27 protein-coding genes, 1 tRNA gene, 4 pseudogenes and 1 CRISPR repeat array are annotated in these 26,561 nt (G+C 39.2%); of the genes and pseudogenes, 14 read left to right on the forward strand and 18 right to left on the reverse strand.

Features of this window, described 5'->3' with window-relative positions; translation table 11 throughout:
- Positions 1-125: 125 nt before the first annotated feature.
- On the reverse strand, positions 126-383 hold the full coding sequence (locus QI031_RS08685) for a hypothetical protein (protein ID WP_281484786.1): 258 nt from the start codon (positions 381-383) through the stop codon (positions 126-128).
- A 549-nt stretch (positions 384-932) separates the two neighbouring features.
- Here QI031_RS08685 and ftsE point away from each other — a divergent pair.
- Entirely contained in the window at positions 933-1,682 is a 750-nt protein-coding gene (gene ftsE, locus QI031_RS08690; protein ID WP_281484787.1) for a cell division ATP-binding protein FtsE, read from the forward strand.
- Here the strand turns inward: ftsE and QI031_RS08695 are convergent, their stop codons facing one another.
- Positions 1,683-2,477 (reverse strand): armadillo-type fold-containing protein, encoded by a 795-nt coding sequence (locus QI031_RS08695; RefSeq protein WP_281484788.1) that lies wholly within the window; start codon positions 2,475-2,477, stop codon positions 1,683-1,685.
- Between the two features lie 94 nt (positions 2,478-2,571).
- Positions 2,572-3,162 (reverse strand): hypothetical protein, encoded by a 591-nt coding sequence (locus QI031_RS08700; protein ID WP_281484789.1) that lies wholly within the window; start codon positions 3,160-3,162, stop codon positions 2,572-2,574.
- Positions 3,163-3,543: 381 nt separating this feature from the next.
- On the opposite strand from QI031_RS08700, the gene QI031_RS08705 reads away from it, so the two are divergent.
- Positions 3,544-4,440: an alpha/beta fold hydrolase gene (locus QI031_RS08705; protein WP_281484790.1), complete on the forward strand. Its 897-nt coding sequence runs from the start codon at positions 3,544-3,546 to the stop codon at positions 4,438-4,440.
- Positions 4,441-4,744: 304 nt separating this feature from the next.
- Here the strand turns inward: QI031_RS08705 and sigC are convergent, their stop codons facing one another.
- The 3 genes from sigC to lipA form a co-directional block, all read right to left on the reverse strand.
- A complete protein-coding gene (sigC, locus tag QI031_RS08710) occupies positions 4,745-5,995 on the reverse strand; it encodes an RNA polymerase sigma factor SigC (RefSeq protein WP_281484791.1) in 1,251 nt (416 codons plus the stop codon).
- Positions 5,996-6,510: 515 nt separating this feature from the next.
- On the reverse strand, positions 6,511-7,440 hold the full coding sequence (locus QI031_RS08715; RefSeq protein ID WP_425526015.1) for an NAD(P)H-dependent glycerol-3-phosphate dehydrogenase: 930 nt from the start codon (positions 7,438-7,440) through the stop codon (positions 6,511-6,513).
- A gap of 23 nt (positions 7,441-7,463) precedes the next feature.
- Complete coding sequence (gene lipA, locus QI031_RS08720; RefSeq protein WP_281484792.1) at positions 7,464-8,339, reverse strand: lipoyl synthase; 876 nt, start codon at positions 8,337-8,339, stop codon at positions 7,464-7,466.
- A 197-nt stretch (positions 8,340-8,536) separates the two neighbouring features.
- Between lipA and QI031_RS08725 the strand changes: the two genes are divergently transcribed.
- Positions 8,537-8,610 (forward strand) — tRNA-Pro (locus QI031_RS08725).
- A gap of 257 nt (positions 8,611-8,867) precedes the next feature.
- A CRISPR array of direct repeats spans positions 8,868-9,340; the repeat unit is 37 nt; unit sequence CTTTCAACCCACCCCTAGCAGGAATGGTTGTTGAAAC.
- Between the two features lie 65 nt (positions 9,341-9,405).
- Here the strand turns inward: QI031_RS08725 and cas12k are convergent.
- Positions 9,406-10,083 (reverse strand): annotated as a pseudogene (gene cas12k, locus QI031_RS31705) (type V CRISPR-associated protein Cas12k); the annotation flags it as partial.
- Positions 10,084-10,090: 7 nt separating this feature from the next.
- Here cas12k and QI031_RS08730 point away from each other — a divergent pair.
- From QI031_RS08730 to QI031_RS08755, 6 genes and pseudogenes are all read left to right on the forward strand, one after another.
- Positions 10,091-10,240, forward strand: coding sequence for a hypothetical protein (locus tag QI031_RS08730; RefSeq protein WP_281484793.1), 150 nt, complete (start codon positions 10,091-10,093; stop codon positions 10,238-10,240).
- Positions 10,240-10,995: a PDDEXK nuclease domain-containing protein gene (locus QI031_RS08735; RefSeq protein ID WP_281484794.1), complete on the forward strand. Its 756-nt coding sequence runs from the start codon at positions 10,240-10,242 to the stop codon at positions 10,993-10,995. Before QI031_RS08730 ends, QI031_RS08735 begins: the two co-directional genes overlap by 1 nt.
- Positions 10,992-11,255, forward strand: coding sequence for a BrnT family toxin (locus QI031_RS08740; protein WP_281484795.1), 264 nt, complete (start codon positions 10,992-10,994; stop codon positions 11,253-11,255). The genes QI031_RS08735 and QI031_RS08740 overlap by 4 nt, the downstream gene beginning before the upstream one ends.
- Positions 11,245-11,475: a type II toxin-antitoxin system BrnA family antitoxin gene (gene brnA, locus QI031_RS08745; protein WP_281484796.1), complete on the forward strand. Its 231-nt coding sequence runs from the start codon at positions 11,245-11,247 to the stop codon at positions 11,473-11,475. The genes QI031_RS08740 and brnA overlap by 11 nt, the downstream gene beginning before the upstream one ends.
- Positions 11,472-11,744, forward strand: a pseudogene (locus QI031_RS08750) (type I restriction endonuclease subunit R); the annotation flags it as partial. The gene brnA and the pseudogene QI031_RS08750, both read left to right, overlap by 4 nt.
- Positions 11,745-11,884: 140 nt before the next feature.
- Positions 11,885-12,253 (forward strand): hypothetical protein, encoded by a 369-nt coding sequence (locus QI031_RS08755; protein WP_281484798.1) that lies wholly within the window; start codon positions 11,885-11,887, stop codon positions 12,251-12,253.
- Here QI031_RS08755 and QI031_RS08760 read toward each other — a convergent pair.
- On the reverse strand, positions 12,250-12,408 hold the full coding sequence (locus QI031_RS08760; protein WP_343217847.1) for a hypothetical protein: 159 nt from the start codon (positions 12,406-12,408) through the stop codon (positions 12,250-12,252). The genes QI031_RS08755 and QI031_RS08760 overlap by 4 nt on opposite strands.
- Before the next feature lie 120 nt (positions 12,409-12,528).
- Between QI031_RS08760 and QI031_RS08765 the strand changes: the two are divergent.
- Positions 12,529-13,334, forward strand: a pseudogene (locus tag QI031_RS08765) (IS5 family transposase).
- 601 nt (positions 13,335-13,935) lie between these two features.
- Positions 13,936-15,429, forward strand: a complete 1,494-nt coding sequence (locus tag QI031_RS08770; RefSeq protein WP_281484799.1) for a VanZ family protein — start codon at positions 13,936-13,938, stop codon at positions 15,427-15,429.
- Between the two features lie 101 nt (positions 15,430-15,530).
- On the opposite strand, the gene QI031_RS08775 is transcribed toward QI031_RS08770, so the two are convergent.
- The 8 genes and pseudogenes from QI031_RS08775 to QI031_RS08810 form a co-directional block, all read right to left on the reverse strand.
- Positions 15,531-16,286 carry a hypothetical protein gene (locus QI031_RS08775; protein ID WP_281484800.1) on the reverse strand — a complete coding sequence of 252 codons (756 nt, stop codon included), beginning with the start codon at positions 16,284-16,286 and terminating at the stop codon, positions 15,531-15,533.
- A 175-nt stretch (positions 16,287-16,461) separates the two neighbouring features.
- Positions 16,462-16,614 (reverse strand): annotated as a pseudogene (locus QI031_RS08780) (IS630 family transposase); the annotation flags it as partial.
- 100 nt (positions 16,615-16,714) lie between these two features.
- Complete coding sequence (locus QI031_RS08785; RefSeq protein WP_281484801.1) at positions 16,715-17,290, reverse strand: HdeD family acid-resistance protein; 576 nt, start codon at positions 17,288-17,290, stop codon at positions 16,715-16,717.
- 373 nt (positions 17,291-17,663) lie between these two features.
- On the reverse strand, positions 17,664-18,185 hold the full coding sequence (locus QI031_RS08790) for a hypothetical protein (RefSeq protein WP_281484802.1): 522 nt from the start codon (positions 18,183-18,185) through the stop codon (positions 17,664-17,666).
- Positions 18,186-18,242: 57 nt separating this feature from the next.
- A complete protein-coding gene (locus QI031_RS08795; RefSeq protein WP_281484803.1) occupies positions 18,243-18,686 on the reverse strand; it encodes a hypothetical protein in 444 nt (147 codons plus the stop codon).
- A gap of 278 nt (positions 18,687-18,964) precedes the next feature.
- The gene (locus tag QI031_RS08800; protein ID WP_281484804.1) at positions 18,965-19,147 is read right to left on the reverse strand and encodes a CsbD family protein; all 183 of its coding nucleotides are present in this window, start codon (positions 19,145-19,147) and stop codon (positions 18,965-18,967) included.
- A gap of 304 nt (positions 19,148-19,451) precedes the next feature.
- Complete coding sequence (locus QI031_RS08805; protein WP_281484805.1) at positions 19,452-19,919, reverse strand: hypothetical protein; 468 nt, start codon at positions 19,917-19,919, stop codon at positions 19,452-19,454.
- A gap of 301 nt (positions 19,920-20,220) precedes the next feature.
- Complete coding sequence (locus tag QI031_RS08810; RefSeq protein ID WP_281484806.1) at positions 20,221-21,069, reverse strand: methyltransferase domain-containing protein; 849 nt, start codon at positions 21,067-21,069, stop codon at positions 20,221-20,223.
- Between the two features lie 150 nt (positions 21,070-21,219).
- On the opposite strand from QI031_RS08810, the gene QI031_RS08815 reads away from it, so the two are divergent.
- From QI031_RS08815 to QI031_RS08825, 3 genes are all read left to right on the forward strand, one after another.
- Positions 21,220-22,554 carry a TrkH family potassium uptake protein gene (locus tag QI031_RS08815; RefSeq protein WP_281484807.1) on the forward strand — a complete coding sequence of 445 codons (1,335 nt, stop codon included), beginning with the start codon at positions 21,220-21,222 and terminating at the stop codon, positions 22,552-22,554.
- Between the two features lie 186 nt (positions 22,555-22,740).
- On the forward strand, positions 22,741-23,436 hold the full coding sequence (locus QI031_RS08820; protein WP_281484808.1) for a potassium channel family protein: 696 nt from the start codon (positions 22,741-22,743) through the stop codon (positions 23,434-23,436).
- A 96-nt stretch (positions 23,437-23,532) separates the two neighbouring features.
- Complete coding sequence (locus tag QI031_RS08825) at positions 23,533-23,763, forward strand: DUF433 domain-containing protein (RefSeq protein ID WP_281485966.1); 231 nt, start codon at positions 23,533-23,535, stop codon at positions 23,761-23,763.
- A gap of 149 nt (positions 23,764-23,912) precedes the next feature.
- On the opposite strand, the gene QI031_RS08830 is transcribed toward QI031_RS08825, so the two are convergent.
- Together QI031_RS08830 and queA are read right to left on the reverse strand one after the other, a co-directional pair.
- A complete protein-coding gene (locus QI031_RS08830; RefSeq protein ID WP_281484809.1) occupies positions 23,913-25,025 on the reverse strand; it encodes a tetratricopeptide repeat protein in 1,113 nt (370 codons plus the stop codon).
- A 79-nt stretch (positions 25,026-25,104) separates the two neighbouring features.
- Entirely contained in the window at positions 25,105-26,286 is a 1,182-nt protein-coding gene (gene queA, locus QI031_RS08835) for a tRNA preQ1(34) S-adenosylmethionine ribosyltransferase-isomerase QueA (protein WP_281484810.1), read from the reverse strand.
- Positions 26,287-26,561: the final 275 nt, after the last annotated feature.

The following is a 26,561-nucleotide window of genomic DNA, read 5'->3' on the forward strand; positions in this document are numbered from 1 at the left end:
AATAAGACTTTAGGGAAGTAAAATAGGGTTAATCCTTTCTTTAGTTATTGATGATGGATGGAATTACTGTAGAGCGACAAAAGCTATAAGATACCGAATACAGGCATTAGTATCTAACAAATAACTCATAATAATGGCTCTCGTTCCTGTGCTTCTGGCTGAGGTTCTCTAACTAACAATTCTCCCTGCCAACTGCCACAAGTCTGCTCAAAGAAACCAGGCGACCAGTTCCTATTTTTAGATATAACTATAGGCGTATTTTCTGTTACATCCTCAAGGATAGATGTGATTTCTTCTTCTAAAGTCCGTTGATGACTCTGAGCAAGATGTTTGAGTTTTTCTATAACAATGGGATTGAGCCTTTTTAAGATAACTTGAGTCATATTAATCTCCTGAAAAATCAACCAACTAGTCACTAACGATAAATCCAACCTTTAACAATTGCTTTTTTCGGCGGAAAATGAGGATTTGGTACGAATACATGAAATTTTGGAAAAATATGCAGATAGCCAACTTGATTTTACAGATGCGGCAATTGTTACTATAGCTGAGAGACGTGTTATTACTCGCATTTATACGCTTGATCGTAGAGATTTTTCGATCATTCGCCCAAATCATTGTGATTACTTTAAGCTACTACCCTGACCTAACAACAAATCTATTAGGGTGCTGGAAGACTTGGAGATGTCTTTACTCGAAGAAGATATCATCAACAAAAATACAATTTTTATTACGTAAAAATACGTAAGTTTAAAAAATTTTTATTTTTAGTTTATCTATTTGATATTCCCAGGTTGCGCCTGGGAATCCTTGTTTTAAGGTGAATCTTAAATAGAGAACTTTAGGTTATCTGGTTACAGTCTATTTCACTTTCTAATAGGTATTTATCTCACAGATGAGCATGTCATAACCCCGTTTATACCTTAATTCTAATGACAACAGCTATTAAAACTCCAACCAAGACTGATAAATTTATTCATCCAGAAGACAGTAAAAACCAACAGCCCAGTAGTAATATATCTGCAATAGTGCAACTGCGCTCTGTGACAAAAACTTATACCAATGGTTATGACGCTCTGTTAGATGTGAACTTAGAGGTTAAACAGAAAGAATTTTTGTTTATCACTGGGCCTAGTGGTTCTGGGAAATCCACACTTTTAAAACTTTTGTATGGTCAGGAGTTACCAACACAAGGAGAGGTGATTGTTGATGATTATAATGTAGCGGCTTTGCGGGGCGATCGCTTGTCATTATTACGGCGACGTATCGGCATTGTCTTTCAAGACTACAAACTAATTCCCCAGCGGACTGTGGCGGAAAATGTGATGTTTGTACTGCAAGCTCAAGGCTATACTCGCAAAGAAATTCATAGGCGCTTAGAACCAACTTTAAAACTAGTGGGTTTGCTTTCTAAAGCCGATTGTTTTCCCGATCAGCTTTCTGGAGGAGAACAGCAGCGGGTAAGTATTGCACGGGCGATTGTCGGAACACCACCGCTACTATTGGCAGATGAACCAACAGGAAACCTTGATCCCGATAATTCCTGGCAAGTGATGCAGATCCTCCAAAAATTAAATGCCTTTGGCGCAACAGTGATTGTTACCACCCATGATGAACAACTGGTACGTCGGTGTAATCATCCAGTAGTGCAAGTTCGTGATGGACAACTGTATAGAAAATAATCAATGGTGAGACTTGGGAATATTGACTTGAAACTCTTGAGGCTTAATTTTTAACTTAGTGTAGCAAAGTGGACTAGCAGCACTAGACGTTAACATCTGTGAGCTATCCAAAGTTTGTAAACTCTTAAAAGCTGCCTCTCTAATGATTGGCTCTTTTTCTTGGGTAAGTAAAAGTTGTAAGCATTGGATAACGTCTTGCTGTACCGCAATGTCAGTTTTTCTATGGGTGATTAGTTTAGTTAGTTGACGAATGGCAATCAAACGCTTTAAAGAATCTTGTACTGTTAAATTCAGTAATAAACGCTCAAAATTGTCTTCCTCTCGATTTCCATAAAAGTTGATGATTTGCCACACCAACAAAATTAAAGTTAACAGCGTTCCTAAACCTTGCACAATTGCACCAGCAGCAATCCAAGGGCTGTTGGAGTCAACCCAGATGGCAGCTGCCATATAAGTGCTGATGGTGGCAATACCCCCACTACCAACAGCTAAAGCTAACCGACGATTTGGACTAGTTAAAAACCTCTGCATCTCTGACCAGCGCAGCTGCCAATCCCATTTTTGCATTGAGTAAACTAGTAACATTACCCCAACGCCTACCACAAGTGCTAATAAGAGTTTCCAGTTCCACAACAACATTGCAACAACAATCGTCAAAAAGCCAAGAATGCCTCTTGATCCAGAGAAAGGCTTGAAGACTCGTTGTTTTGGACTTCCTCCTGTTTTAAAGCCTAAAAGCAGCCAGTTGGGGTACTGGTTAATTAATTGCTGCCAAAAAGCCGAAGCCTTTACCACAGTGTTGACCTACTTGATTACAAAATTGTCTAATGTAGTAAGAATACCTGGGCTAGGTCAAGTTAGAGTAATTTTGTTACTGATTTTTAGAGTTTTAAACACAAAAACGAAAATTATCAAGAGTGAATTGACCATCAAAAGCACAAAAGCTCACAGAATAGATTTCATGCGCTTTAATGGATAATAAGGTGTTGGGGGGTAAAGTCGAGTCAGAATTGGCGAGATTGGCTCCTGGGAGTATTGTTTGAGCCAACAGTTGGCGATCGCGATCGTAGGCAGACAACACTAACCGCTGTGAACTGGTGACGAAGGCGCTAACACAGTTAACAGGTTGTAAAAAATGAGCTTCTAAAAATCCGCCCTTAGATGAACTCATCAATACTGTTAGCCCCGAAATTGCTGGAAATGCTGGATTTGATGGTTGTATTGCTAGGGTGTTGTTAAAGATTACGCCCCAGTGTTCGTACTGGCGTTCTACAGATTCAAAACACTTCAATTCTTCCAAATTCAAACAAATACACTCAGGTACAACAAATTCAACGTTGTTAATTCCTTCATCAAGCTGAACTCGTGAAATTGAAGCCTTAACTAGGTTGTGATTCTGTACGTCACAGTTTTCAAGCTCAAATTTAGCATCTTCAAACGCAGGTACTTGATTCGATTGAAGAGTAGCTTGTTTCACCATGACATCCCGCCCTAGAATTATTAAATAATTAGATAAAAAACTATTGTTTCTAAATTTAAAACTAAAATTAGTAGATTTTTTTGATCAGCGTTTTGATTGTTCTATACGCTCAAAATTATCCGTAAGTTTTCTGATAGAATACCATAAAAAAATCGCATTGTAATTACCAACTAAGTGATACTCTCTATCAAGCAAAATCATTGACAGTTAGTAATTTCAGCAATTGCATCGTTGAAAAAACTGAAAAAAAATCACCAAATCTTTACAAGTAATCTAGTGATTTTACATATACTTAATCTGACGAAGGTGAGAGGTGTAGAAGTAATTGATGCGTTGATAATAGCAATCAAGAGTACAAATTAAATATATATCAGCTTACCTATGTTTCAGCCACAGGGATTTGAGCAAAAATCTATCATTACCTCACTAGGTAAAATGACTTACTATACTGCCACTAGTTCACCTTGGCAGGACAATGCGATCGCCGAATCCGATCGGGAGACTTTAGTCTTTCTGCATGGCTTTGGGGGCGGATCTTCTGCTTATGAATGGTCAAAAGTTTATCCTGCTTTTGCTACTGAGTACCGTATTTTAGCTCCAGATTTAATCGGTTGGGGTAGATCAGAGCATCCAGCTCGCAATTACAAGCTAGAAGATTATTTAACAACGATTCGGGAATTTTTTGAGCAGACCTGTACAAGCCCAGTCACAACGATCGCTTCTTCTTTAACTGCGGCGTTGACAATTCGAGTGGCGATCGCTCATCCCGATCTATTTAAGTCTTTAATCTTGACTACACCTGCGGGACTTTCTGACTTTGGTGAAGACTACTCCCGCAGCTTTTTTGCTCAGTTAGTTAATCTTCCGATTATTGATCGCTTGTTGTACAGTGCCGGAATTGCCACCAGTAACGGCATTCGCAGCTTCTTAGAGCAACGGCAATTTGCCCAGCCTAATCGAATCTACGAAGAAATTGTCGAAGCTTATCTCCAATCTGCTCAACAACCTAATGCCGAGTATGCAGCGATATCTTTTGTACGAGGTGACTTGTGTTTTGATTTGTCTCTTTACATTCAACAGTTGACAACTCCCACAGCCATTATTTGGGGACAGAAGTCACAATTTACTAGCCCAGAAATTGGTCGTCGCCTCGCCGACAAGAATCCCCAAGCAGTCCGGGTGTTTCAACAACTCGAAGATGTCGGCTTAACACCACAATTGGAACTACCAGCAGTGACAATTGGATTAATTCGGCAGTTTTTGCCTTTGCTGGATTAATTAACACTGGCTACTAACAGATATTGGCGATCGCAATTCACTAGCTAAATTGTTTGTGTGACTTGGCGATCGCTGTTAAATGAGATGAAACTTAATTAAATCAGTAAAAGGAGACAGTTCAGTGGACGGGTTTCTCGGCATAAAGCAACTGTCGTTCCCTTGCGTCGTTTTTCGTTCCTCCCCTACTTCCTTAAAGAACGTAGTACCCTGAAAATCAAAAAATTTTCAGGGTACTACTGGAGGGCTTTCAAACTTGCCAACATTCTTTGTAAAGGCGGGACAATGAACGTCGTCCCGCCAGAAACTAGCTAAGGGATTCCAAATAGTCACGGATGAGGTTGCGTCGTTTAGGTTGACGCAATTTTTGCAGAGCTTTTGATTCAATTTGACGTACCCGTTCCCGCGATAAGTCAAGAGCGCGGCCAATTTCTGCTAACGAGTAGGGATGACCATCTGCTAAACCAAACCGCATGAGAATAACATCACGTTCGCGGCTAGTTAAATCAGCCAACAAATTATGCAAGTCTTTTTGTAAAGATTCTCGCATGAGCATTTCTTCAGGAGTCACACTGTCGGTTTCAAGTAATTCACCCAACTCAGTGTCTTTATCTTTACCTACTTTAGTCTCTAGCGAAACAGAACGAGGCACTCTTAACAAAACTTCCCGGACTTGGGTAGGAGTCATGTCTAACTCAATAGCCAGGTCTTCTAGGGTAGGAGTACGACCTTTTTCTTGAGCAATTTTACGTTGAGCTTTTTTAATTTTGTTAAGCTTTTCTGTAATATGTACAGGTAGGCGGATTGTGCGACTAGAAGTAGCGATCGCTCTAGTAATTCCTTGACGAATCCACCAGTAAGCGTAGGTGCTAAAGCGATATCCTTTGGTGGGATCAAATTTTTCTACTGCACGCTCTAAACCAAGTGTACCTTCTTGAACTAAATCCAATAATTCCAAACCACGATTTTGATACTTTTTGGCAACAGACACCACTAGGCGAAGATTAGCCTTGATCATGTGTTCTTTTGCCTGGAGTCCTTGAGTCTGGACTTTCTCCAATTCTTCGACTGTCAACTTGGCAATTTCTGCCCAGCGACGCTTCCCATTTGCCAAAATCGGTTTGAGATCCGATAAATTTACACCAGCAGTGTTAGCCCATCTTTCTAAAGAGGGGCGGTGTCCCAATTCAGATGCTAAACGCTCCTGAACTTCAATTAACCTCAAATAAGGCGAAACTACTTCATCCCCTTGCTTGGCAGCATTGGCAAGTACTACACGCATCCGCAAGTAGCGCTGGACTTTTTGGGCTTCTGAAACTTCTTCATCACGCCCTAATAACCTAACTCTACCAATCTCCTGAAGATATAAACGTACTAAATCTGTACTGCGACGGTTAGTGTTAGCACCAAAGTTAGCAGGGTCAGCAGCAGCTGTTTCTAGCTCTTGTAGATCGTCTGCCGACAACTCACTGTCATCAACCGTGAGATCTGAGTCCAAAACTTGGCGAGATTTTGGGGTATTGTAGGCGGCATCTGCGTAAAAAGATGTTGCTGGCATAAAATCGTCTCAATGGCTCCAGGTAACAATAGATTACGGTGAGTCAGTGCTGCGGGAAGGTTTCCATCCGTAGGCGACTGCGAATCCGAAGGGTCAGCTATTCAACTGTTGCTATTGTTCCCGTGATTCAAGATGAACTAACAAACACGGTTAAGAATTTCAGTACAATTTTTTTCACAAAACTGCACTGGTTATTTTTCAGATATCTGAGTGTTTGATTGAACCAATAGCTATTCAAATCAAGGCTAGGCTAATAATTCCAAACTACCTAGTCAGCATTTCAACTTTGATATATATATAGACTGTTACTCTTGTAACGGGTATAAACATCTTTCAGTAAAAATTATGTTTATCATTGGCATAGTTATATCTACACGACTAGGAAAGTAATATCCTGACGATTTACTAATTTTTCTCTAAGGATTATTTGGGAATAACTAGATGTGATGAATAAGTTAGTAGTTACGTAAAACAACGTTACTAACAACTCATAACTAATCAACTTTTGTAACTGGTTAATAGTCGTATTCTGGCTTGATGTCTCGCAGCATTAATTCCTCAAGGGCTTGTCGGGGGGTGACTTCACCTTTAAGTAATCGATAAACTTCCTCGGTAATTGGGATATTAATCTTTTGCTGTTTAGCTACTTGTATCAAAACCTCACAAGTGTTAACTCCCTCAGCAGTTCCTGGCAAATTTGCCAAAGTTTCTGTAAGTGTCTGACCCTGGGCCATTTGGTAGCCAACTTGATAGTTGCGACTGAGAGGACTATTACAAGTGGCTAACAAATCTCCTAGACCCGATAAACCGTAAAATGTTTCCGTCTTCGCTCCCCAAAAGTTGCCAATCCTAACCATTTCTGTAAGTCCACGGGTGACTAAAGCAGCTTTGGCGTTAGTTCCTAGGTGTAAGCCATCGCACACACCAGCTGCGATCGCAATTATGTTTTTCAATGTTCCTCCCAACTCCACGCCTACGGGATCGGAATTGGTATATACACGGAAACGAGGGGAAGAAAATACCAACTGTACTGATTCAGATGCAGTAGCTACACTGCTAGCAACTACCGTAGCAGCTGGTAATGATTGTTGAATTTCTTTAGATAAATTGGGACCTGATAAAACAACGACTGCATGATTGGGGAATGCTGTTTGCCAAATTTGCGAAGGTGTGCAGGTAGTTTGAGGATCTAAGCCTTTGGTTGCAGTGACAAAAATTGTTGTTGGAGATGCCTGAAGAGACTGTACTTGAGAAGCAACATCCCTAACACCTTTCATCGATATAGCAGACAGAACTATTTGTGCATTTGTTAGTACTGCTTCTAAAGTTTCTGAACCCCGACGTGACCACAAACGCACATGATGACCATTTGCTGCTGCTAGATTTGCTAAAGATGCACCCCAAGCACCTGCACCCAAAATTGCAACCGATTGTGGATTAATCATTAATCAATTTCCTTGTCTTTTTTCTATCCTCGACTGCGGGGATAGCGTTTCATTAATTCTCTGACTTGTTCAGCATGGTACGAGCTTCTAGTCAAGGGCGAAGAAACAACTTGTAAAAATCCTACTTCTTCACCGAATGCCTTCCAAGCAGCAAATTTTTCTGGGTGGACAAATTCATTTACTTGCAAATGTTTTGGGCTGGGTTGGAGATATTGCCCAATTGTCAAGATATCGCAATCTACTGTTCGCAAGTCTTGCATCACCTGACGAATTTCTGCATCAGTTTCGCCAAGTCCCACCATGATACCGGATTTAGTGTATGTTCCTGGAGCAATTTGGCGTGTTTGCTGCAATAATTCTAATGTGCGATCATAGTTACCTTGAGGACGCACCCGCCGATACAAGCGGGGAATAGTCTCTGTGTTGTGATTGAGAACTTCTGGTGCAGCTTGCAAAATCAGTTCTAAAGCCTTCCAATTACCGCACAAATCAGGAATTAGTACCTCAATTGTCGTTTGGGGTGAAATTGCACGCACCGCTGCAATACACTTTATAAACTGGGATGCACCACCATCAGGCAAGTCATCTCGGTTGACAGAGGTGATTACTACATGATGAAGTCTCATGCGATGAACGGCTTGGGCTAGTCGTTCTGGTTCTGTCGGGTCTAAAGCTTGAGGTTTTTTCTCAAAGTCAATATCACAATAGGGACAGGCGCGGGTACAAGCCGGTCCCATAATCAAAAATGTAGCAGTACCAGCTTTGAAGCACTCACCAATATTTGGACATGATGCTTCTTCACAAACTGTATTGAGCGCTAAATCTCGCAGAACTTCTTTAACGTTTCCAACGCGCTCCCACTGAGGCGCTTTTACCCGCAACCAGTCTGGTTTTTTCATAAATACTTAATAGCAATACTTTCAGCCATCTATACTTTAGTAAATGCTCAATCAATGCTCAAATTACCGCTGAACTTATACAGATCTAATCGTAGCAAGCAAAGCCTTGATTGAGTTTATATACAGATAAGGATTAGCTTAGTTGTTTCACTGAACATCATTTATGATATCTTGATAAGATAGTGCCATTTTTGTGGCGGGATGTAGCGCAGCTTGGTAGCGCACTTCGTTCGGGACGAAGGGGCCGCTGGTTCGAATCCAGTCATCCCGATTGTACTTTCGCAAATTATATGTCGCTATTCGCAAATTAATGTCGTTTTTTGCACATTAGTGTCACTTTGGCTGTTTTTTAAAGTCAATTTAATTATACTGAGTTCTCGCAAATTAATGTCGCGACTTTTATGTGGTGGAGTTGATTCTACTACACTTGTAGAATATGCTAAAAAGTTCAGAATATTCCCGAACGAAGTGCGCCTTTCAACCCTCCTAATTCAAACAAATATTTCACCTAGCAACAACAAAAATTTGCTTTCAACCCACCCCTAGCCGGAATGGTTGTTGAAACCTGTATGGTTGGCACAAGAGCGTGTAGGTAACGAATCCTACCTTTCAACCCACCCCTAGCAGGAATGGTTGTTGAAACTTTTTGTATCAACCCAGCCAACCTTCTCTGTCTTCTTTCAACCCACCCCTAGCAGGAATGGTTGTTGAAACGACTATGGAAGAGATTGTACTTTTATAAACGCCACTTTCAACCCACCCCTAGCAGGAATGGTTGTTGAAACCTATATATGGAGGTATAAATTTAGACGCAAATCATCTTTCAACCCACCCCTAGCAGGAATGGTTGTTGAAACCTTTTTGAGAGCGACTATTATTTTTAGTTATTTTCTTCTTTCAACCCACCCCTAGCAGGAATGGTTGTTGAAACTCCTTCTTCAAGGTTCCAGTATGAATGTTATCCCTTTCAACCCACCCCTAGCAGGAATGGTTGTTGAAACTGAGTGATAGTGCTAATTGGGAGCAATTTTATTCTTTCAACCCACCTGTACATTCGCTTCAACCCATTAAACTTAACGAAAATACGACCTGGTTTGTTTTTCAGATTCAACCAATTCACATCTCTTCTAGGTAACCATACCCTTTGGAAATAAAGATACTTAATGAAACTGTATAAACCAGATTTTATTAACTGATTGAAAAAATATATCTGCCAAACTAAGATTATTCTTCTCTTCATTTCATCATCAGCAGAATGTATCAACCAATCTAAGTCTGTATTGGTTTCATAATCAACAGGATACGGTATATTGCTAGTTGCTTTTAACAGACTGGCTTGCCAAGACTTTGGCTCAAATTCATCCAAGGGTACTTGATTAGTTGCCTCTTCTAAAGTTGTTAACCATTTTTCTCTTGTTAAGTCTCTCCCTTTCGGTTTTCGACTTTTGAGTTGCTCCCTTAATCGTTCAATTTCTATTTCTTTTCGCCGACGGCGTTGAGCATATTCAACCTGTTCTTCATCAATTTCGCTAACCTGACAGTCATTTTTGAGCAAATAAGCAATAGCGCATTTAGATACACAGTCTTCTATTTTATCGTAAAGGTCAAATAATGTATTAAATAGTGTCGAATCTTCAGCTTTTTCTTTCTTTTTGCGTTTTTTTCTTTTTGATGCCTGTTTTATTGGCTGAGTTAATTTTGTAACAACCTTTGTAGAGTCTGAAAAGTCTTGGCTGGTAGATATTGCTGATGTGGATCAGGTGACGTTAGATTTATCGGTGAAGAATCCAAATAAAGCCGAGGAATCGACGTTACGAGAACCGCAGGAAATTTTGGATGAAATTGCGGCGTTGGATGCAGAGAGTGCGGAGATTCTGGCTGGGATTGGGGGGATGCTGTGATGAAAGGATGGATAAATGCAAAACTTGAGGATCTGTGCATTGTTGGGGATGGAAATCACTCATCAAAATATCCGAAGCAATCTGAAATGGTTGCTTATGGAGTTCCTTTCATACGAGGTACAAACCTTGTAGATGGACATATATTAGGGGATGATATTCTTTACATTTCTGAAGAAAAGCATCAGGAATTAAAGAAAGGGCATTTGAAAACAGGTGATGTTTTGTTCACAAATCGCGGCGAAATTGGCAAGGTTGTAATCGTAGATGAGGCATTTAATGGTGCGAATCTGAACTCACAGATAGCATGGCTTCGTTGTCAGAAGGAATTACTTCCAAAGTATCTATTTTTCTTTTTACAGTCGGCTCAAATGCGAAGACATTTTTCGCAGGAAAAGTCTGGTGCTGCTCTACAACAGTTTACGATCAGAATGATTAGAGCGGTTGTCGTTTCATATCCGCCAATTCCTGAACAAAAGCGGATTGTGGCGATTTTGGATGAGGCGTTTGAGGGAATTGATAGAGCGATCGCCAACACCGAAAAAGACCTTGAAGATGCAATCCTGAGAGAAATTGAGCAATTTTTACTAGAACTCGGTGCAAACTTTACGTTCATTGCCCGTCAAAAACGCCTGCAAATCGACAACGATGATTTTTATATTGACCTGTTATTTTATAATCGCAAACTTAAACGCCTTGTAGCTTCTGTACTAGTTGATAATTTGTACTTCAGCCAATCTACCCTGCTGAGACTATGACTGTTTTTGAATATGACGAAAACAAAAGCCAATCTAATTTTGTTAAACATGGGATTGACTTTATTGAAGCTCAAAAATTATGGAACGATCCCAACCTGCTAGAAATTCCGGCCAGAACCCAAGATGAGCTAAGGTTTTTAGTTATTGCTAAGATAGATAACAAACATTGGTCAAGAGTTATCACCTACCGCGATCAAAATATTCGGATCATATCCGTCCACCGATCACGCACAGAAGAGATTGCCTTATATGACAGCTAAGGAATTTGACCAAAAGTTTGACGATGGTGAAGACATAACCGAAATGCTTGACCTATCTAAAGCCAAGCGTCCCCTGTCTGCTCAAAAAAAAGTCAGCATAGAGCTGCCCATCTGGATGATTGAATTAATTGATCAAGAAGCAAACCGTTTAGGAGTAACGCCCCAGACAATTATCCAAACCTTTTTAGCTGAACATTTAGCCGTCAACAACCCCTCGTGAACGAAGCCGAAACCCGCGCCGAATTAATTGACCCCGCACTCAAAGCCGCAGGCTGGGGAGTTATCGAAGGTAGTCGCATCCGCCGCGAAGTTATTGCCCCTGGTCGATTAATTGGCAATGGTAAACGCGCTCAATCAGACATAGCCGATTATGTCCTGGTATATCGTGGTGAAAAACTCGCCGTCATCGAAGCGAAAAAACGCGACTTACCAGATACCGAAGGTTTAGGACAAGCCAAAAAATACGCCGAAAAGTTGCAGACTCGATACCATAGCTAAAAATGGCGATCCTCTCCCATCTCTTTGCTGTGGGAGGATGAATGCTGTGAATGCGATCGCTATATTTCTAGATTAGGCATTAAATGGCTAATTATTTAGCCCTTCGTATATTTACTGGTTAAAACTATTAAATGATTACCGTTACACCAGAGGAAATTAGCCAGTTTCACAGCCAGTTGACGGATAGCCCAGAGGCTCTAGTAGCTTTAGATACCATAGAAGAGTGTGGAGGCTATTTAGATGATGCCGTTCAACTCCTAGTGATCCGGGAAACTGCACAAGAAGCAGATAGAGGATTAAATAATTGGTTGGAAAAAATCCGTCAATTCATCTGTCAAGAGGAAGTTCGAGAAGCTTTAGAATCGGGATTCCTTGCTCCAGCTATAGAAGCGATCGCCATAGGTGCTGGCATTCCTCCTGGCATAGCAACTGCACTTAGTATAAGCGTTCTTAAACTGGGTGCAAAAAAGTTTTGTAAAGTATCTGAATCTGGTGGTTAACGTCCCGAAGCTATAAATCCTGCCCAGTAATAGGGATTGGAAAAAGGTAGGGGTTGACGTTGCTTGACTAATTGCAAAGATTCTTGAAATATGAGCCGTTGTCCTTTTCTAAATTGAGCAAAGACTTTTTCAATATCAGAATATTGTTCCTTCAAAAAGTAGTCTAATTCCTCAATAGTCAGATTTCGTAGCCATGTTTGAGCTTGTTTAAGGGCTAGGGCGTGTTTTCAAACTCGTTATATCCTAGAAAAAAGGCGATCGCTATTATAGTCATGATCAACCGAGGAGACTTAAGTAACGAGCAGTGGGAGAGGTTAAAATCGTTACTACTATTAGAAAAACCGCGAACAGGCAAACCGAATCATGACCACCGTAGGGTTGTGAATGGCATCCTTTGGATACTGAGAACAGGGGCACCGTGGCGAGATCTCCCAGAACGTTATGGAAAGTGGCAGAGTGTGGCCACAAGGTTTTATCGCTGGCAAAAAGGCGGAATTTGGAGCCAAATCTTAGCAAAGCTACAAGCGAACGCTGATGAACAAGGAAAGCTCGACTGGGAAGTTCATTACTTTGATGGAACAGTGATCCGCGCCCACCAACACGCATCTGGTGGAAAAAAAGGGGCACAGAAGACGAGAAACTAGGTCGTTCTCGCGGTGGTTTTAGTACGAAAATACACATACGTTGTGAGGGTAAAGGTAAACCGATAACTTTTCTTCTCAGTCCAGGTCAACGCAACGAGTCAATTTTTCTTGAACAATTAATCGAACAAGGTGCTGTTAAGCGTTCTGGTCGAGGTCGTCCACGTTTACACCCTTTGAGATTGGTTGGAGACAAAGGCTATACAGGTCGTCGAATACGTAATTACTTACGCCGTCGTGGTATTCGTCTTACTATTCCACGACTCTCAAATGAACCACGCCGAGGTTCTTTTAGCCGTGAAATCTACCGTCAACGCAATATTGTTGAACGCGCTATCAACCGACTCAAGCAGTTTCGCCCCATTGCTACCCGATATGAGAAACTTGCTGCAAATTATACAGCTATGATTATGATCGCCTCCATTCTCTTATGGTTATAGTTTGAAAACACGCCCTAGTAGTCTGGCAACTCAAAAATGCACTTGTGATACTGTTTCACTTTAAAGTTGATACATTTGGGCAAGCAGGGGAAGCAGCACTTCGGCTACTTCGGCTACGCTCAGGCTAAACTCAGCACAAGTTCGCTCAGTGACCAAGAGCAGGGCGAGAAAGAGTTTGAGTTTTATTTACTTTTATTCACATAGTTTAATTTTATTTCTTCGCAACTCTTCAGATGTACGGAGTTTTTTTCAAAAATAAAATAGGAGTATTATATAAGTATAAAATATTTACTTTACGATAAATTTATAAAATTTTAATTAATTATTTATTTCAAAAATATCCGAATAAATAATATAGAAATAGCGTTGATATTGCTTGTACTTAAACAGTTGAAATCAATGTTTATTTTTGTTATTTAAACGACAAAACACTAACTAATACCAATTCAAATAATTTTTGCAACACATGTAGGTTGAGAAATGAAAGCCAACGCCAAAAACCTCAATGTTTGTTGGGTTTCACTGCGTACCCTACGGGAAGCAAACTACACATCTTATAAATTAATTTTGCTCATAGTTATATTAATCACCAGATAAATTCATGAATCGACACCAGCATGGTTCCCAAACATCCACAGATAGAAAATTAACTCCAATTACTTTGTTAATGATATTAACCAGCATTTTATTAATATTATTAGCTACACTGTATCCTTTGAATTTTTCATTTCCAGATAGTTTTACCTTCTCTGACATTTTCATCAATTTCAACAATGTTAGTAATTTTGAAGATCAAGTAAATAACGTTTTGTTATTTATGCCTTTAGGTTTCTGCTTTAGTAGTTATTTGCAGAGCCAAAAAATAAAAATTACCTTGCAAATTTTGATAATTATACTCACCAGTGCTGGTTTATCATTTATAGTTGAACTTTTGCAAATATTTTTACCTTCAAGAGTGCCTACTCCATCTGATGTAATAAATAATAGCTTGGGTGGTTTTTTTGGGTGGTTATGCTTTTATATATGGAATTATCAAAGTTTTACTCATACAAATATAACAAGAGTATATGGGAGACATTCTCGAAAACAAATAATAGCATTCTCTTTAGGATATATATTTCTTACATTTTTAATTGCATTTTTTTGGCAGAATACAACTAATTTAAGTAATTGGAATTTTAATTATCCACTAATTATTGGTAACGAATATACAGGAGATAGACCTTGGCAAGGTTATGTATCTAAAATTTATATTGCTGATAAAGCTATATCACCAAATGAGGTTATCCAAGGATTTATTAATTCAGATTCTTTTAATAATCTTGGTGATTCTTTGCTAGCTAATTATCAATTACAGGGTAAATGTTGCTATCAAGAAAATTTTAGTAAAACACCAAAGTTAATGTGGCAAGGTCAACCTTCAAATAGACAATATGATCGAGGTGTTTTTGTAGATTCTAGCCAATGGTTACAAACAGTTAATCCTGTAACATATCTTAGCAAAAGCATCAGTAAAAAATCTGAATTTATGCTGAGTACTACTGTTGCTACTGCTAAAACAGAACAAATTGGTCCAGCCCGTATTATCTCAATTTCTGGTAGTTCTTTACGTCGTAATCTGACACTATCACAGCAGGGAAATGCTCTAGATTTTCGATTAAGAACACCACTGACTGGAGAAAATGGTTCAGATTTGAAATTGCTGATTCCGAATATTTTTATAGATACTAAACCTCATCAAATTATTATTACCTACTCCAGAGCTACTATCCAAGTTTATGTCGACAAATTACAGAACTATTATTCTTTTAATCTCCTAGATTTAATTCCCAAACATCAAAAACTTGTTTATTACTCCCTCACTTTTATCCCTTTTGGATTAAGCTTAGCCATACTTACTCTAGCTAGTAGAAGTTTGATAAGTTCTAGGTTATTGGTTGCTACTGGAATATTATTACCGTCTTTGATACTTGAATTTATTTTAGTTAGTGACAGTGGTAAAAGTCTGAGTGTGAAAAATCTCTTGCTAGGAATATTGTTGACAGCAGGTACAATGCTAATTTTGAAAGTACGAGCGAAGCTATTATATTCTTAAAAGTAAAAGGGTCTAAAAACTAGGGTTTAAGGACTAGAGTAGTGTATTTAATTCAAAAAAATGCTATTTTAATAATTAAAGTATTATAGCTTTTTGCTTGATCAAGATAAATTTCTATTTTTAATTTGTTTAGAAGTTGCTTCCATAAAACTGACAAAAACCTGTATTAATTTATGAATACCCTCACTACCTCCAGCAATTAAACCTCCTGTTAAGAATGTATCCGAAAAACGTAAAACAATAATTTGTGTTGGATTGTTGGTATCAACAATAATAAGTGGTTCGATTGAACGAATACCTATTGTACTTATTAAGATACCACACAAAAGAGATGTCCATAAAGCAATTATTCGTGTATCAGATTTATATGCTATTCTTTCAGCTTCTTTTTTGTTTAGTTCATGTATTTTCATATTTAAATCATCGAGATACGGCTGCATTGTATTAAGTAATTTTTCTTGACTTTGTGTAAAATTTTGAATAATTTGCTGTTCTAAACTCATTCCTTCAGGTGGCAAACCACTAACTTGATTAAGTTCTAAAGCAGCTGTTCGTCTTTGTTCCTGTTGTTTTTCTATAAATCTCCTTTTCTCAGAAATGAGAATGTTTTGTTGCTGGACTGCAATATCTAATTTTTCTGCCTTTGTCCCTCGCCAAGTAGTGATAAAGACTTCTAAAGAACGTTCCAGCAACAGAGAAATAAAAAGTGGTAATGTAAGTAACTGTACAATATCATCCAGTCCAAAAGTTTTGACAATAAATGGTTGAGGTGATAGCCACGCTAACAAAGTTACTACAAAGAAACTGATGAAAATCCAAAAAATAAATAGAGGAGATGTGGGAGAAGGCTTTCGCAATGTGTTTATACTCCTGTTCAGTCACAACATCTAATACAGCATTCATGTGTAAACTACACTTGCTGAGTAACTTAACAGGATTAATTTGATAGAACAGCAAAAATTAAGTTGTTTGCTGTTACTAATTAATAAGTAAAAAAATCAGATGCTCCCTACTGTAAGTCATCTCTGTTTACTTTGTTAAAAATGTAGCTAATCTCTCTGCTGTTAATTGATCAAATTTATAACCAAAATTTAATGGCTTTTGCTCAGCTTTTTTCAATAACAATTCAATATACTCAAAAGTGGCTTTTTGGTAGTGTTTGTACTCTGGCTTATGGTGTAGACTTGGCTGAGCGATCGCCAAAACCCTACAAGCTAGAATAATGTTGGACTGATATGAGGCTGCTTAGTCTGTGGTAAAAAATCCCAGAAAGTAGGCATGATACTTAAAGTCTGCGTTCAGTGTCCCAATTGCGAAGTCGTAAAGCAAGAATCAAAAGAAGGATACCGAAAATTATGGTGTAAGTAGCAATAATCCACAGAATTGCTAATGCCCCAGCTACAGGCCAGATAATCAGTAGTACACCAAAAAGTAATGAAGTAATACCAGCTAATACTAATAGCCACTCATTCTCAATTTCTTTTCGCACTTGCACGGCTATAATAATCTCAAAGATGCCAGTGGCGATCGCCCAAGCTGCAATTAGATACAATAACACCAAAGTAGCGATACCTGGCCAAATAAAAGTTAAAACTCCCACTCCAATACCGATTGCTCCTTCGAGCAACATTAACCATCCGTGGGTATTAGTCAGACGATCTCTAAATGCTGCGATCGCTAATAATATACCACTCACCAATACAAAACTAGCAAAGATAAATACCAATGCTGTCAGAGTAATCTTTGGCCATAACAAAGCAACTAAACCAAAGATAATGGCCAACGCTCCTCGCAATGCCACTGTCCACCAGTTCCGAGCTAGGCGAGTTCCCATTCTCATGGGGTCAAAGTTTTGTCTCATAGTGTGAGTACATGACTGGATGATTTTCAGTTCTCAGTCAGCAAAAGTATTAAACGAGTTTGAAATTAATTAAATAACGCTCATTGGCGTAGCTGACTCTAGGGAAGACTCGTCAACACAATCGCCTAAATCAGTCAACTTTTTCAGGCTGCAAACCAAAGTTAATCAGGTTTTGCAGCGGTTTGATAAATTTGTTATTTACTAAACTTCAGCTTAAAAAGTTAACACGTCTCTTCCATCTAGCTAATGGCGCAGGTGCTAAACATTTCTATATCTCTATGGAAGTAGTACCATCAGGCAATAATAAACAAAGGAGGTAAGCAATGCCTACCTCCTTTATTTTTGTCAAAATTCAGGACTTAAAACTAAAAACTTACTTGCGACTGCCTAACCACTTAGCTGCTGCAACACCGATAATTCCAGCTACAACAGGATTACTGAGGAATTTAATAATCCCTGGTTGCTCTGCTAGCACTTCGCGGAAAATATCGGGATGGTTGTGATAGGCAAAAGATGCAAGTTTGCTGACATCATCAGCATTCATACGACTGGCATGGTGGGTAGAAAGACCCAGCTGTTCCTCTAGATGACGATCATCCAAACCTCTAGATTTTAAGTGTTTGAAAAAGGAGCGTGCTACGTCATCTCTTTCATTGGGTTTAATTTGAGCGATCGCTTTTTGTAACTCCGGCTCCATTTGACTAGTAGGAATCCTGTCTGGATGTACAGAGCGACCAAATAGCTGACGACGCTGATCAGTCGTTGTCCGCTGAGCAAAGTCATCAAAATTTTCATACTCAGTACTGGAATCGAACGTCCCATCGTCTAGGGATTCGACATTTCCTCCAGCCAAATCTTTCATGATTTGACGTTTGTACTCTTCGCTGCTTGTCACTTTACTTATCTCCTTACTCACGGCTGACTATGAGCAAACTTCCAACAAATTCAGGAATTAGGTGTACTGAACTTGATTAGTCTGCACGTCATACTTGGTAGTCAGAATCAATTTTTTGTCAGGGCTGTAAATCAAAACAGTTAAATTTTGATTAGGAAAGTTTTTCTTAAAACCCTGTACTAAAGATTTTGCTAAAGGTCGTACTTCATTAGGGCGAACTTGGGGTGAAATAACAACGCCCAGCTTGTTATTATCACGTACATAAGCATCCTTAACTAATCCTTTAGACGTTTGCACAACCCAATTGCCGAAACTTTGACCTGTCGAGGTATTGCCTCGCTGTAATTCCGAATAAGTTACGTCTCGGCCAATTACAGGCGGCGTAGTTGTGCGGTCAGCTTGTGTTAAGGTGTTGCCACCGCCGCAAGCAGTAGTTATCATTAGCACTAAAATCAAGACAAAAGTTGTCAAGATTTTGCGACTCTGCTGAAGCAGAATCATTGTCTTACCTCCCCATTTAGATATTATTAGAACTAGACAAGTTGATTTGTCTGGTCTAATTAATTTGATTTATATTTGCGTTTCTAGAGACATAGAGACATGATTAATCATGTCTCTATACTAACCTTAGTAATAAAGTTTTCATTGCTCTCTTTTTGCTTTATCGCTAAGGAGACTATGGAAAGAGTGTAATCTCATTCCCTAATTACCTGTTATTTTGACAAAAGGGGGTATTACTCACTTATATCCCCGCATTTTTGCTAAACAGATAAATATTGCTAGTCAAGCTTTTTCTTCACGTTATCTTTTACGTCTTCCATTCCATGACGCACTTCACTTTCAGCTTGTTTTGCTTTACCTTCAGCTTTATCTTCTGGATCTCCAGTTACATTTCCTAATGCTTCTTGAGCCTTACCTTCAACGTTTTTAGCAGTGGCTTTTGCTCTATCTTCTATACTCATATTACGCTCCTAAATTTTATCTAAAACTAATTTCAAAGGTGTAATTAACCTTGAAATCCTGTGTTGTTACTTCTATAAGGTAGCTTAAAGTTTTTCTCAAAGTCTTCCGTCACAGGATATATTAATGGTCTATATACAAGGAGAGAGAATATAAGCGAGTTCCATAATTACCTAAACAAAATTAATTACAGGTTATTTATTTTGATAAAAGACAATATTTTAAATTAAAGCTTTTTTATTATTGAACTAAAAAACCCAGTTTCAAGAAACTGGGTTGGTATATTTATGGTAATTAATTTGTATTCTAATCTAGAAAACCCATGAGACTTTGAGAATCATCAATAATATTTGATGCCATTGGACGGTTCCCAAACACTGAGTAGCTTTCAGAAATTACTAGTGAACTAGAAGCAATTGGACGAATCCCAGAAACGTTCATTTCTTCAACGACTTGAATGGTGTTAGCGCCGATTGGACGGATTCCCATAGCGTTATACGTTTCTACTACTTCCAGACTACTGGTACTAATAGGACGAACTCCAGCAATTGAGACTGTCTCAGCAACTTGTAAGTCACTGCTAGCAATTGGACGAACTCCAGCAATGGCAAGCGTCCCACTATTTTCATGCGTTGGTAAATCAGTACCTGGCTCTTTTTGATCTTGATTCAAGTTATCACCTTGGTTTTTTTCAACTTCCACTTTTGTTTCTCCTTTGAGCTTGGCACGTCTCTGGCGAGGACTAACTGCTTGGCCATTGCTGCTAACGCTCATAATTAAACACCTCTGGTTTATTAATTGAATTTTACAATAATTAAGAAAAAATAAAATTTTTTCCTATATTATGTAAAGTTTAACCTTAAAAGGATGCTTTAAAAGTATTGAGCGAATTATACCAACTCTCAAAAATCCAGCAACAGATTCAAAGTGTGGAAAACTAGATTCAATCCGGCCTTCTTAATTCCGAATTACGTAGCTTGCTTCTCGCCTTTGGCGAGTACTACGAATTATGATTTGGCATTAGATTAAGACGCTGCCAAAAAAGTGAGGGGTCTTACCCCTCTAGAATAAGGCATTAAGTTGACTTTTTACCGCATAGCAACCCAAATCGAACTAACCCACGCTCATAACCACGGCGCATCAATCCGAGTGATAATGCCCCTTGAATAGTAGTCCAACCTGCATTCAGTAAGCCCCAAAGTGCTTGGGGAGTGAACGCCGAATCAATTACTACATTCCAAAATGGGGCAACAGCGGTTGACCAATCAGCAGTGCGGAGATTATTTAATGGTAGTTGACGAGCGATCGCTTCATAAGCTGGCAACGAAATTACATAAGGCAAACAATACACCCGATAAATATCTTCTAAGTGTTTTTGTTCATCTGCCGTTAATGGTGAATTATCAGTAGGTCGATGACACCAAGTCACCATAATTAAAGTTCCACTAGGTTTTAGCACCCGATAGCATTCTTGTAAAAACTTGGTTTTGTCTGGCATGTGTTCGCCACTTTCTAAAGACCAAACTAAGTCAAAAGAATTATCCGCAAAGGGCATTGCTTGAGCGTCCGCGACTTGAAACTCACTTCTAGCACTTAAACCAGCTTCTTGGGCACGTTGTGTAGCTCTAGCGGCTTGCACTGGACTTAAAGTAATTCCCGTAGCTTTAGCATTAAATTTATTGGCTAGGTACAGAGAACTCCCCCCAATGCCACAACCGACATCTAAAATGTTGTCTGCTGTTTGCACTCCTGCCCAATCGAGCAATTCTTCGATTAAATCAATTTGAGCCTGACGGCGGTCTTTTTTTTGGCTACCATCTACCCCGTAGTAGCCATGATGCATGTGTTCGCCCCAAACTTGCTCCCATAGCCCAGAGGAAGCATCGTAAAATTGCTGTATTTGCTGGTAAAGTGTTGCACTCATGAATCAAGCAGTGTTAAGACAAAGCAGAATTTAAATAAACATACTCGTAGGCTACCATGTGTGTTTTTAATTAAATAAGGATGTTTTTATTTCCAGAAGGATCAATGGGGTTGTTCCTCGCTGGAAAATTGATCAAAATTATCTGAATTTATGACTGTCTCTCGCACAATTTGTCTGGGATTTCTGACTGTCATCGCTGTAGGAACCATTCTACTGATGATGCCTTTTTCGACTAGTAATGGGACTTGGAACGACCCAATTGTAGCGCTATTCACTTCAACTTCCGCAGTTTGCGTCACAGGTTTGGCTGTAGTTGATACTGGTACGGATTTTTCTTTTTGGGGTCAGTTATTTATTTTGCTACTAGCTCAAATTGGTGGCTTGGGCTATATGACAACTACCACCTTTCTAATTACCCTTGTCGGGCGTAAGTTTAACCTGCGACAAAAAATAGCGATTCAACAAGCTTTAGACCGACCGGGAATGAGTAACAGCACCCAAGTTATTCGTTCAATTATTGCCACAACTCTAATTTTTGAAATTACAGGCACATTTTTACTTTTACCTGCATTTGTTCCCGATCATGGATGGAATCAAGGTTTATGGTTAGCGATTTTTCATAGTGTTTCTGCTTGGAATAATGCTGGTTTTAGTTTATTTAAAGATAGTCTAGTCGGTTATCAAACATCTACTTTAGTGGTTTTAACTATTACTTTTTTAATAATTTTTGGAGGAATTGGTTATCAAGTAATTTTAGAAACATATCTTTGGGTACGCGATCGCTTGCTTAAAAGAAGCACAAATTTGATATTTTCCTTAGACTTTAAAGTTGCTACTAGCACAACTTTAATACTTTTATTATTAGGAACAATTGCATTTTTCTTTATAGAGACAAGAAATAATGAAACATTTGGCTTACTCAATTTTCGAGGACAGATGTTGTTAGCTTGGTTCCAATCAGTAACTCCTAGAACTGCTGGTTTTAACACTATTGATATTGGCAGAATGACTACTGCTGGTCTATTTATTACAATTGCCATGATGTTTATTGGTGCCAGCCCTGGCGGGACTGGAGGAGGAATGAAAACTACAACACTGAGAGTTCTTACTAGTTGCACAAAAACAATCCTCCAAGGAAAAGAAGAAGTTTTGTTATATGAACGAAAAGTAGCAGTATCTTTAATTTTAAAAGCTGTTGGTGTTGTCGTAGGTTCTGTAGCTTTGGTAATTTTTTCGACAATTTTAATTGCTCTGACAGATCCCACATTAGATTTTATTCAAATTTTGTTTGAAGTAGTATCAGCCTTCGCCACGGTAGGTCTTTCTACAGGCATTACAGGAAGCGTTTCCATCGCAGCAAAACTGATTTTAATTGTCACAATGTATGTAGGACGTGTAGGAGTTTTACTATTGATGGCTGCTGTATTGGGAGATCCTCGCCCCACTAGAATCCACTATCCTGAAGAAAATCTACTTGTGGGCTAGGCAATAGGGAATAGGCAATTAGATAATAAAGAGAATAACTGATGATTAATACCCAAGGAGCAATTATTAGTGACTATTACCTAAACTGATAAAATATAAATCAGTAGGCAAAAAATAAAGTTTTTAATAATCCGGTCTAATTGTTTTTTGCCCTAAACACAGGGAGTAATAATAAGGATAATAACTGTGAACCTGTCATCATTAGGTTTTTTTCGCAGTTTGCGTAGAGATAACCACCAATTTGCTGTAATTGGGTTAGGGCGTTTCGGGAGATCCGTATGTTCAACACTGCACCAATTGGGTTATCAAGTTCTAGCAACAGATATTGAGGAAAAACGCGTATCTGAAGCTTTGAATGATGAGATAGTTGGTCATGCTTTACAACTAGACTCAACCGAATCAGGTGCGCTCAAAGAAGCTGGAATTTTTGAATTTGATACGGTAATCATCGCGATTGGCAACTATATTCAAGAAAGTATTATCACTACCTTGAATGTTAAAGAAGGTGGTGTACCTCATGTAGTTGCTAAAGCTTCTAGCGAAGTTCACCGAAAGTTATTAAAACGAGTAGGAGCAGACCATGTGGTTTTCCCTGAATATGAGGCAGGTTGTGCTTTAGCGCGAACACTCACCAAACCATCTATTTTAGACCGATTTGACCTCGACCCAGATCACAGTATTGTGGAGTTAATTGTACCGGATGAATTTCATGGCAAAACGGTTGCTGAACTGCAAATTCGTAATCGTTATGGTTTGAATTTGCTAGCTGTAAGTCAAGATGGCAAATTTAAGATTAATCCTGAAGCAACCAAGCGGCTAGAACGTGGTTCGGCAATGGTAGTGATTGGCTGCAACAAAGATATTAATCGTTTGCCGATTTAAAATAAAAGAGTTGAGAGTTATCAGTTATTACTATTTAAGTACTAACAGTTTACTCTTAACTCTAAAACAACGGATTTAATGACAATAATTTTAACTATGAACTACCGAAATTTGATCACAATTGAACCCAACAAACGTGGTGGAAAACCTTGTGTACGTAGTTTAAGAATTACGGTTGACGAAGTGCTTGAGTACCTAGCTTCCGATATGAGCGAAGCGGAAATTCTCGACGATTTCCCTGATCTGACGCGAGAAGATTTAAAAGCTTGCATTGCTTATGCTGCCGACCGTGAGCTTCGAGTTATGATCGCTCCATTGTCCGCATGAAATTACTTTTTAATGAAAACTTATGGTCATCTCAGCATCTCGAAGGGAACGGGTTGATTTCGCAACTGATTGTTCCATGCTGAAGCCTGATCAGCAAATGAAAGTATGGATAAGAACAAAATACCCACACTCTAACATCTATACCTTTTTTATTGACCTGGACTCATGGAAGTAGGCTGTGGTTCACTAGAAATTGGTACAATGCTAGGTTTAACAGGTATTTCTGGTTGATTTGGCATTTGTTGCTCAGGTGTCATTACATTATCTGTAGGATTTACAGTCTGGGCTTGGGGTTGCTGCTGTTGTGTTTTTTGGACAATTTGCTGCATTAATTGCTCAATTTTCTCAGCTTGCTCGGTGTTACCTTGCTCACGATACTCGTTGCGGGCGCGTTTTAATACACCATTGGCTTTCTTGAAATCGCCTTGATTATATAAAGTTACTCCTAAGTTATAGTAAGCTGAGGCATTCTTAGGATTTTGGCGAATGGCTTGCTGATAAGCAGAAATAGCCCCAGCTGCTTGACCTTGAATTGCCATTAAACTTGCCATATTGTTATAGGCTATGGCATTTTTAGGATCTAATTGTAAGGTTTGCCGATAAGCAGCGATCGCAGGTTCTAGTTGACCTTGTTCTTGGAGGGCGATCGCTAAGTTAAAATAAGCGTTGCTATTGCTGCTATCTAAATTAATTGCTTGCTCGTATGCAGCGATCGCCTCTTGTGGTTGTGCTACTTCATACAAAGCTAGCCCCAAATTATACTGGGCTGCGGCTCTCATCGGATCTATGACTAAAGCTTGGCGATAAGCAGTAATTGCGGCTTCTTTTTGTCCTTGTTGGTGCAATACTAACCCCAAATTATAATAAGCTTCACCGAGATTAGGATTAATTCTAATTGCCTCTCCATATTCTTGCATCGCTACATCCAGACGATTTTGCATCAGCATAATATTACCCAAGTAATTCCGTGCCATTGCTAGGGTAGAGTCTTGCTGCAATGCTTGCCGAAAAGCATGTTCTGCACCTTGTAAATCGTTGCGGTTATAACGGGTAACTCCTTGTTGATAAAGGCTGGCTGCTGCTAAATTCTGCGAGATGGGAGTTTGTGCCAGTAGTTTGCTTCCTGGTAAACTTGTGAATGTTGGTGCAGCCAACACCAAAAATGCAGAAGTTGCACAGAGAAATCCCAGATGCGGCTTCTGCCCATTTGCCAATGTAGGAAAGCAGCGAAACCACTGACAAAATTGATGCTGTTTATACATAAATGGTAACTCTGTACTTATTGTTAGATCCTTATAAGTCAGAGTACCCACAACAAAATTAAAAGTTAAAAATTAAAAATTAAAAATTCTTAACTTTTACATCTGACGGCAAAATTAGCATGGCATCACCGAAAGAATAAAAACGATATCCTGAGGCGATCGCTGCTTGGTATATATTTAACAAGCGTTGTCTGCCAATCAAGGCGCTCACCAGCATTAGTAAACTAGAACGTGGCAGGTGAAAATTAGTAATTAAACCATCTACTACCCGCCATTGATAGCCGGGGTAAATAAACAAATCTGTCTTACCACAAAATGCTTGTAAATTTCCTGATTTAGCCGCCCCTTCCAATGCCCTGACTGCTGTTGTCCCTACAGCGATAATTCGACCACCAGCTGCTTTGGTAGCGCGGATTTGTTCTACCGTTGCGGCGGGAACTTCAATTGATTCTTCATGCATCTGATGGCTAGTTACATCTTCTGCTTCCACAGGACGAAATGTGCCTACACCAACATGTAACGTAATATAAACTTGGTTAATGTTGCGATCGCGCAATTTTTGCAACAACTCTGGTGTAAAATGCAACCCTGCTGTCGGCGCTGCGATCGCTCCTGGTTGTTGGGCATAAACTGTTTGATATTGTTCATCAGCCGCGACTGAGGTGGTGATATAAGGTGGTAAAGGTATCTCGCCAAATACATCTAAAACCTGTACCAAAGACTTTCCTTCAGGCACATCAAATTGCAACAAACGCCCACTAGTCGCCGCGTCTGTTTCTAAAACTGTAGCCGTTAGTTGGGGAATTGAAGACTGGGCAAGAATCTTTTCTTTTCCTAATCCTCGTGGTTCAAAAATAATTTTCGCTCCTGGTTTGAAACGTTTTCCTGGCTTGACTAAGGCTAACCAGCAGTTATACCGCCTTTCTTCCAACAGCAACACTTCTATTTCTGCACCAGTTGATTTATGTCCATACAGTCGGGCTGGAATAACTTTTGTATCATTCATGATCAGCAAATCACCAGGACGCAGTAGTGTTGGTAAGTCACGAAAAATGTGATTTTGAGATGCTGTTTCGTTACCTGTAGTGAGAGAATTTACCACTAATAACCGCGAACTATCTCTAGGAAATGCGGGATTTTGGGCAATAAGTGCGGTTGGTAGTTCATAGTCATACCCAGCTAATGACCTATCTAAATTTAGATCTTGTGCCTCTGAGAGAGAGGACTGATGTAAATCAACGTGTGATATTTGTGGCTCCATTTAAATTCATACTGACTTCAATAATTTAATTCAATTTCATAGAAAGCGGCGAGAAATTCCCGCAGCGCTGCCGACGCTCGTCGCTCACGCTACGCTAACACCATGCCCTGTTCCCCATGCTCAAAAACTCCATACCCTTTTGAATAGAGTTTTTATTTAATTTCATCTTGAGACTATAAGATTGATACTATTAGGTAACACTGAAATATCAAGATAAAAATTGGGTAAACCTCCCTATACAAAAACGGGGGCATTTACCCTACCGGGAACAGCGA

Origin of the sequence: Halotia branconii CENA392 (assembly GCF_029953635.1) — a bacterium.
Classification (GTDB): Bacteria; Cyanobacteriota; Cyanobacteriia; order Cyanobacteriales; family Nostocaceae; genus Halotia; species Halotia branconii.